Raw genomic sequence first — 6,297 nt, 5'->3', positions numbered from 1 at the left:
CGAAGGTCGACATGGGAGCGCTTTGCGAGCTGGTCTCGCGGACCATCCTCGAAACCGGCCTGTTCGAACAAGGTGCAGTCCGGGTGCGCGCCTTCCGCGCCGAGGTCTATGCGATTGCCGACCGCCTGCCCGAGAACGGGTTCATCGACATGAACTTCCGTATCGGCAAGGGCCGCAGCGCGGCGGAAAAGAAGAGCGCCGGCGAAGCGATCTTTGCCGCAGTGTCCGAGCATCTGGCGACGCTGTTCGCGACGCCGCATTTCGCGCTGTCGCTGGAGATCCGCGAGATCGACGCCGAACTCAGCTGGAAGAAAAACGCCATCCACCCGCGGCTGCGTGGCAAGTGACTGAGCGCTAGAGAACAGGAAAGACCCATGGCGGCACTGGACGACAATCTGCGCAAGGCCGAGGCTTATCTGGAACGCTTCAGGAAGCATGGCGTGCTCAACCAGATCGGCGGCGAGGCGGTGCCCTCCGCCGACGGCTCGACCTATGAGACGATCTCGCCGATCGACCTGAAGCCGATCGCCACGGTGGCGCGCGGCAAGCCCGCCGACATCGACCGAGCCGCCAGGGCGGCGAAGGCCGCCTTCAAGGAATGGGCGGCGATATCGGGCGATGCCCGCAAGAAGCTGCTGCACAAAATCGCCGACGCCATCGTCGCGCGCGCCGAGGAGATCGCCTTCGTCGAGTGCATGGACACCGGCCAGTCGCTGAAGTTCATGGCCAAGGCGGCATTGCGTGGCGCCGAGAACTTCCGCTTCTATGGCGACCGCGCGCCGGAAGCCCGCGACGGCCAGACGATCCGCGCGCCGAACCAGGTCAACATGACGACGCGGGCGCCGATCGGTCCCGTCGGCGTGATCACGCCGTGGAACACGCCGTTCATGCTGTCGACCTGGAAGATCGCGCCGGCGCTTGCCGCCGGCTGCACCATCGTCCACAAGCCGGCGGAACTGTCGCCGCTGACCGCGCGCCTGCTTGTCGAGATCGCCGAGGAGGCCGGCCTGCCCAAGGGCGTGTGGAACCTCGTCAACGGCTTCGGCGAAGACGCCGGCCGCGCACTGACCGAACACCCCGACATCAAGGCGATCGGCTTCGTCGGCGAGAGCCGCACCGGCTCGATGATCATGCGCCAAGGCGCTGAAACGCTGAAGCGCGTGCATTTCGAGCTTGGCGGCAAGAACCCGGTGATCGTCTTCGCCGACGCCGATCTCGAACGCGCCGCCGACGCCGCGATCTTTATGATCTATTCGCTCAACGGCGAGCGCTGCACCTCATCGTCGCGCCTGCTGGTCGAGGAAGGCATCTACGATAAGTTCACGGCGCTGGTCGCGGAGAAGGCCAAGCGCATCAGGGTCGGCCATCCGCTCGATCCCGAAACCGTGGTCGGTCCGCTGATCCATCCGGTGCATGAGGAAAAGGTCCTGTCCTATATCGATATCGGCAAGTCGGAAGGCGCGGTCGTCGCCGCCGGCGGCGGCAAGTTCGACGGCCCGGGCGGCGGCTGCTATGTCAGCCCGACGCTGTTTGTCGGCGCCACCAACAAGATGCGCATCGCCCAGGAAGAGATCTTCGGGCCGGTGCTGACCGCGATCTCGTTCAAGGACGAGGCCGAGGCGCTGGCTCTGGCCAACGACACCCAATACGGCCTGACTGGGTACCTCTGGACCTCCGACGTCACGCGCGCCTTCCGCTTCACCGACGCGCTCGAGGCCGGCATGATCTGGGTGAACTCCGAGAATGTGCGGCATTTGCCGACGCCGTTCGGCGGCGTGAAAAGTTCGGGGATCGGCCGCGACGGCGGCGACTGGTCATTCGATTTCTACATGGAAACCAAGAACATCGCGTTCGCCACGGCGCCGCATTCCATCCAGAAGCTCGGCGGCTGACCGGAGACCCAAAGATGCCCCTGCCCCAACCCAACCTCTACCCGGCTTTCAATATCGTTCGGCTTTCGCATGTCGAGCTCGCCGTCACCGATCTGGCGAAGTCCCGCGCGTTCTATGTCGACACGCTCGGCCTGCAGGTGACCGACGAGACCAAGGATGCGATCTACCTGCGCGCGATGGAAGAACGCGGCCATCACTGCATCGTGCTCAGGAAAGGCCCGGTCGCGGAAGCGCGCGACCTCGGCTTCAAGGTCTTTTCCGATGAGGACCTCGACAAGGCCGCGCATTTCTTCGACGGCAAGGGCCTACCGGTGGAGTGGGTGGAGCGCCCTTACCAGTCGCGCACCTTCCGCACCCGCGATCCGCACGGCATCCCGCTCGAGTTCTATTCGAAGATGGAGCGGCTGCCGCCGATCCATCAGAAATACGCGCTCTACAAGGGCGTGAAGCCGCTGCGCATCGACCACTTCAACTGCTTCTCGCCGAATGTCGATCAATCGGTGGCCTTCTACAACGAGCTCGGCTTCCGCGTCACCGAATACACCGAGGATGAGGAAACCGGGAAACTGTGGGCCGCCTGGACGCACCGCAAGGGCGGCGTGCACGACATCGCCTTCACCAACGGCCTCGGCCCGCGCCTGCACCACGTCGCCTTCTGGGTGCCGACGCCGCTCAACATCATCGACCTGCTCGATTTGATGGCGACCACCGGCTATGTCGGGAACATCGAGCGCGGCCCCGGCCGGCACGGCATCTCCAACGCCTTCTTCCTCTACATCCGCGATCCCGACAACCACCGCATCGAGATCTATTGCTCGGACTACCAGACGGTCGATCCGGATCTGGAGCCGATCAAATGGGACCTCAAGGATCCGCAGCGCCAGACGCTATGGGGCGCGCCGGCGCCGAGGAGCTGGTTCGAGGAAGGCAGCGTGTTTGCCGGCGTGAAGCCGCGTCCGTCTGATCTGGCGGCGTCGCCGATCGTGGCGCCGTAGGGCCTAGTTCAATGGTCGCGTTCCTTCACGCCCCCCTCTGTCCTGCCGGACATCTCCCCCACTTGGGGGGAGATTGGATGTCATCTCTGCCTTCGCCAATTTTCAACGTTGCAAGAAGAGTGCCGACCGCGCGGCCAGCCAATCTCCCCCCTCGTGGGGGAGATGTCCGGCAGGACAGAGGGGGGCGCCGTAGAGCTCGACGCTTCCGGTTGGCCAGCAGCGATGACCGTGGAGTTTCAGCATGAGCGCGGCGCGCCTCGCCACTTTCACCGTCGGCGGCAGGACGCGCTATGGCGCGATCACCGGCAAGGGCGTCGTCGACCTTTCGGCGCGGCACGGCCAATGGCCGACGCTGCGCGAAGTGATCGAGGCCGGCGCCTTGCTGCGGCTGGCCGAGGAGGCAGACACCTTCGCGCCCGACTTCAACGTCGAGGACATCGCCTATGAAATCCCGATCCCCTCCCCGGAAAAGATCATCTGCGTCGGCGTCAACTATCCGGACCGCAACGAGGAGTACAAGGACGGGCAGGCGGCGCCCTCGAATCCGTCATTGTTCATCCGCTTCCCGCGTTCCTTCGTCGGCCACGGCGCGTCGCTGGTGCGGCCGCCGGAATCGCCGCAACTCGACTATGAGGGCGAGATCGTCATCGTCATCGGCAAAGGCGGCCGCCGCATCGCCGAGGCCGACGCGCTCGGCCACATCGCGGCGCTGTCGCTGTGCAACGAAGGCACGCTCCGCGACTGGGTGCGCCACGCCAAGTTCAACGTCACGCAAGGCAAGAATTTCGACCGTTCCGGTTCGATCGGCCCGTGGCTGGTGCCGTTCACCGACGAGGCACAGATCGCCGACATCTCGCTCACCACCCGCGTCAATGGCGAGGTCCGCCAGCAGGACCGCACCGGCCGCATGATCTTTTCCTTCCGCAAGATCATCGCCTACATCTCCACCTTCACCACGCTGGTGCCCGGCGACATCATCGTCACCGGCACGCCGACCGGCGCCGGCGCCCGCTTCGAGCCGCCGATCTGGCTGAAGCCGGGCGACGTGATCGAGGTCGAGGCGGAAGGTATCGGCCTGCTCAGCAACGGCGTGGTCGACGAGGGAGCTGGCCGATGATGACCGAAGCGCAGGTCGAGGATGCCGCGGCGAGGCTGTACGAGGCCGAGCGCGAGCGCCGGCAGATCCGGCTGCTCAGCCTCGACTTTCCGCAGGCGACGATGGACGACGCCTACCGGGTGCAGGCGGCGCTGGTGAAGCGGAAGGTCGCGTCGGGGCTGGCGATCAAGGGCTGGAAGATCGGCCTGACCTCCAAGGCGATGCAATCGGCGCTCAGCATCGACATCCCGGATTCCGGCATTCTGTTCGACGACATGTTTTTCGAGGAAGGCGGCACGGTTCCGGCCGGCCGCTTCATCCAGCCGCGCATCGAGGCGGAGATCGCTTTCGTCATGAAGGCGCCACTCGCCGGCGCCGACATTTCGATCGACAACGTCTTCGACGCCACCGACTACATCACGCCCGCGCTCGAGATCCTCGACACCCGCATCGAGCGGATGAACAAGGAAAGCGGCAAGATACGCACCTTCTTCGACACGATCTCCGACAATGCCGCCAATGCCGGCATCGTCGTCGGCGACCGCTCGGCCGGGCCGCGCGAGGCGGACCTGCGCTGGATCGGCGCCATCGTGTCGCGCAATGGCGAGGTCGAGGAGACCGGGCTTGGCGCCGGCGTGCTCGACCATCCGGCGAAAGGAATCGCCTGGCTGGCCAACCGTCTGCATCAGTACGGCATGCGCATCTCCGCCGGAGAAGTGGTGCTGTCTGGCTCCTTCATCCGGCCGGTGGAATGCCGGCACGGCGACCAGATAGCCGCCGATTTCGGCCCGTACGGAACCATCCGCCTCGCCTTCGCCTGACAGAACCCATCAGCAAAGAAAAAGGCCGGGCGCGAATGCGGCCCGGCCAAAAATGAAGGTCAAACCTTCAGAGGGGAACACCGTCCGGCGCAATGGGAGGAGAACGCCGAACGATGTGCCGTATGTGGGCTTTGTTGGGCATGTTTGCGACGAACAGAATTCCAAATATGAGCCGAAGCGCGAAAAAATATCGCGCAAGCAGGACCGCGGCCTCAGCCAGCCGCTGCCGTCTCCAGGAGATCGGCATAGTGCCGGCGCGCCACATCCGGGTGGGAACGCAGGCGGCTCTTCAGCACATTGGTTCCGACGTCGCGGAACAGCGGATTGTCGGGATCGCTTGCGGGACCGCGCGCCTCCGCCGCCAGGTCCTCGGGCAGGTCGAGCAGCGGGATCGTCGCGTCAAGCCGGGCGCTGAAGAAGAACGGCACGGAAATGCGCTCGACACCGGACGGCGGCGTAACCACGCGATGGACCGTTGCACGCAGATAGCCGTTCGAGGCCAGTTCGAGCAATTCGCCGATGTTGACCACCAGCGTCTGCGGGATCGGGTCGACATTCACCCAATTGCCACTGTACTCGACTTGCAGCCCCTTGTTCTCGTCCTGCAGCAGCAGGGTCAGGAAGCCGCCATCCTTGTGGGCGCCGACGCCCTGGTCGTCGCCGGTGGCGTCGCGGCCGGGGTAGCGCACGATCTTCATGCGATGGTTGGGTTCGTCGCGATAGATCGCATCGAAGGCGTCTTCCGGCTGGTCGAGCGAGAGCGCGAACGCCTTGAGAAGGCGGATCGCCACCTCGGTCGCCTTGCTCTGCCAGGCAAGCAGCGCCGGTTTCAGCTCCGGCAGGGCGTGCGGCCACTGGTTCGGCCCCTGCAGCCGCGTCCAGGCCGGAACGCCTGGCCCCTGCGCGATCGTCGGCCGCTCGACTCCGATGTCGAGCTGCTCGCGCCAGTCGGCCTTGCCCTTGGTCAGCTCGCCGCCGGCGCGCGTATAGCCGCGGAACTGCGAGGATTTGACCATTTCGATCGCCAGCTTGTCGGCCTCCGGCAAGGCGAAGAACCGCCGCGAGGCATCGAGCACGTCGGAGATTTCAGAAGCCGATATGCCGTGGCCGGAGAGATAGAAGAAGCCGACGTCGCGGGCGGCAGTGCGCAGGTCGAACAGAAACGTCCGCAGTTCCGATGCGCCCTGGTCGAGGCGGTCGAGATCGAGCACGGGGATAATTCGGGCCATGGTCAGGCTCCTTTCGCGGCACTATGCGACCCCGCCCCCACGATGCCATGCGCGCGGCCCTGGCCCAAGCAACGCACGATCCAATCTCGGCGTGAATGACGCAAAGCCGGCGCTGCATTCCGCTGTCGGCGGGCAAAGAACTTCCGGCCCTCCCATCATCAGCGTCGATCCAGCCTGGCGACCAGCCGGTCGCCCACCCACTGGATGCCGCAGACAAGGACGATCAGGACGATGACCACGGCGACCATGACGCTGGTCTCGAAG

General features: G+C 65.3%; 6 protein-coding genes and 1 pseudogene. 5 read left to right on the top strand and 2 right to left on the bottom strand.

Going from position 1 to position 6,297, the window contains the following annotated elements; genetic code table 11:
- The first annotated feature begins 11 nt into the window (after nucleotides 1-11).
- The 5 genes from EN742_RS20425 (at nucleotide 12) to hpaH (ending at nucleotide 4,804) form a co-directional block, all read left to right on the top strand.
- Entirely contained in the window at nucleotides 12-347 is a 336-nt protein-coding gene (locus tag EN742_RS20425; protein WP_245492362.1) for a 5-carboxymethyl-2-hydroxymuconate Delta-isomerase, read from the top strand.
- 27 nt (nucleotides 348-374) lie between these two features.
- A complete protein-coding gene (gene hpaE, locus EN742_RS20420) occupies nucleotides 375-1,892 on the top strand; it encodes a 5-carboxymethyl-2-hydroxymuconate semialdehyde dehydrogenase (RefSeq protein ID WP_126056114.1) in 1,518 nt (505 codons plus the stop codon).
- 14 nt (nucleotides 1,893-1,906) lie between these two features.
- On the top strand, nucleotides 1,907-2,887 hold the full coding sequence (gene hpaD, locus EN742_RS20415; protein WP_128333201.1) for a 3,4-dihydroxyphenylacetate 2,3-dioxygenase: 981 nt from the start codon (nucleotides 1,907-1,909) through the stop codon (nucleotides 2,885-2,887).
- A 241-nt stretch (nucleotides 2,888-3,128) separates the two neighbouring features.
- Nucleotides 3,129-4,004: a fumarylacetoacetate hydrolase family protein gene (locus EN742_RS20410; protein ID WP_126056116.1), complete on the top strand. Its 876-nt coding sequence runs from the start codon at nucleotides 3,129-3,131 to the stop codon at nucleotides 4,002-4,004.
- Nucleotides 4,001-4,804, top strand: coding sequence for a 2-oxo-hept-4-ene-1,7-dioate hydratase (gene hpaH, locus EN742_RS20405; RefSeq protein ID WP_189347379.1), 804 nt, complete (start codon nucleotides 4,001-4,003; stop codon nucleotides 4,802-4,804). Before EN742_RS20410 ends, hpaH begins: the two co-directional genes overlap by 4 nt.
- A gap of 212 nt (nucleotides 4,805-5,016) precedes the next feature.
- On the opposite strand, the gene EN742_RS20400 is transcribed toward hpaH, so the two are convergent.
- A complete protein-coding gene (locus EN742_RS20400; RefSeq protein WP_127406507.1) occupies nucleotides 5,017-6,033 on the bottom strand; it encodes an isopenicillin N synthase family oxygenase in 1,017 nt (338 codons plus the stop codon).
- 158 nt (nucleotides 6,034-6,191) lie between these two features.
- Nucleotides 6,192-6,297 (bottom strand): annotated as a pseudogene (locus EN742_RS20395) (ABC transporter permease); the annotation flags it as partial.

It is taken from the genome of Mesorhizobium sp. M4A.F.Ca.ET.020.02.1.1, from assembly GCF_004022645.1.
In the GTDB taxonomy this organism is placed as follows: Bacteria; Pseudomonadota; Alphaproteobacteria; order Rhizobiales; family Rhizobiaceae; genus Mesorhizobium.
Note: the sequence above shows the minus strand (reverse complement) of the source record. Positions and strands in the feature narration are given on the sequence as shown.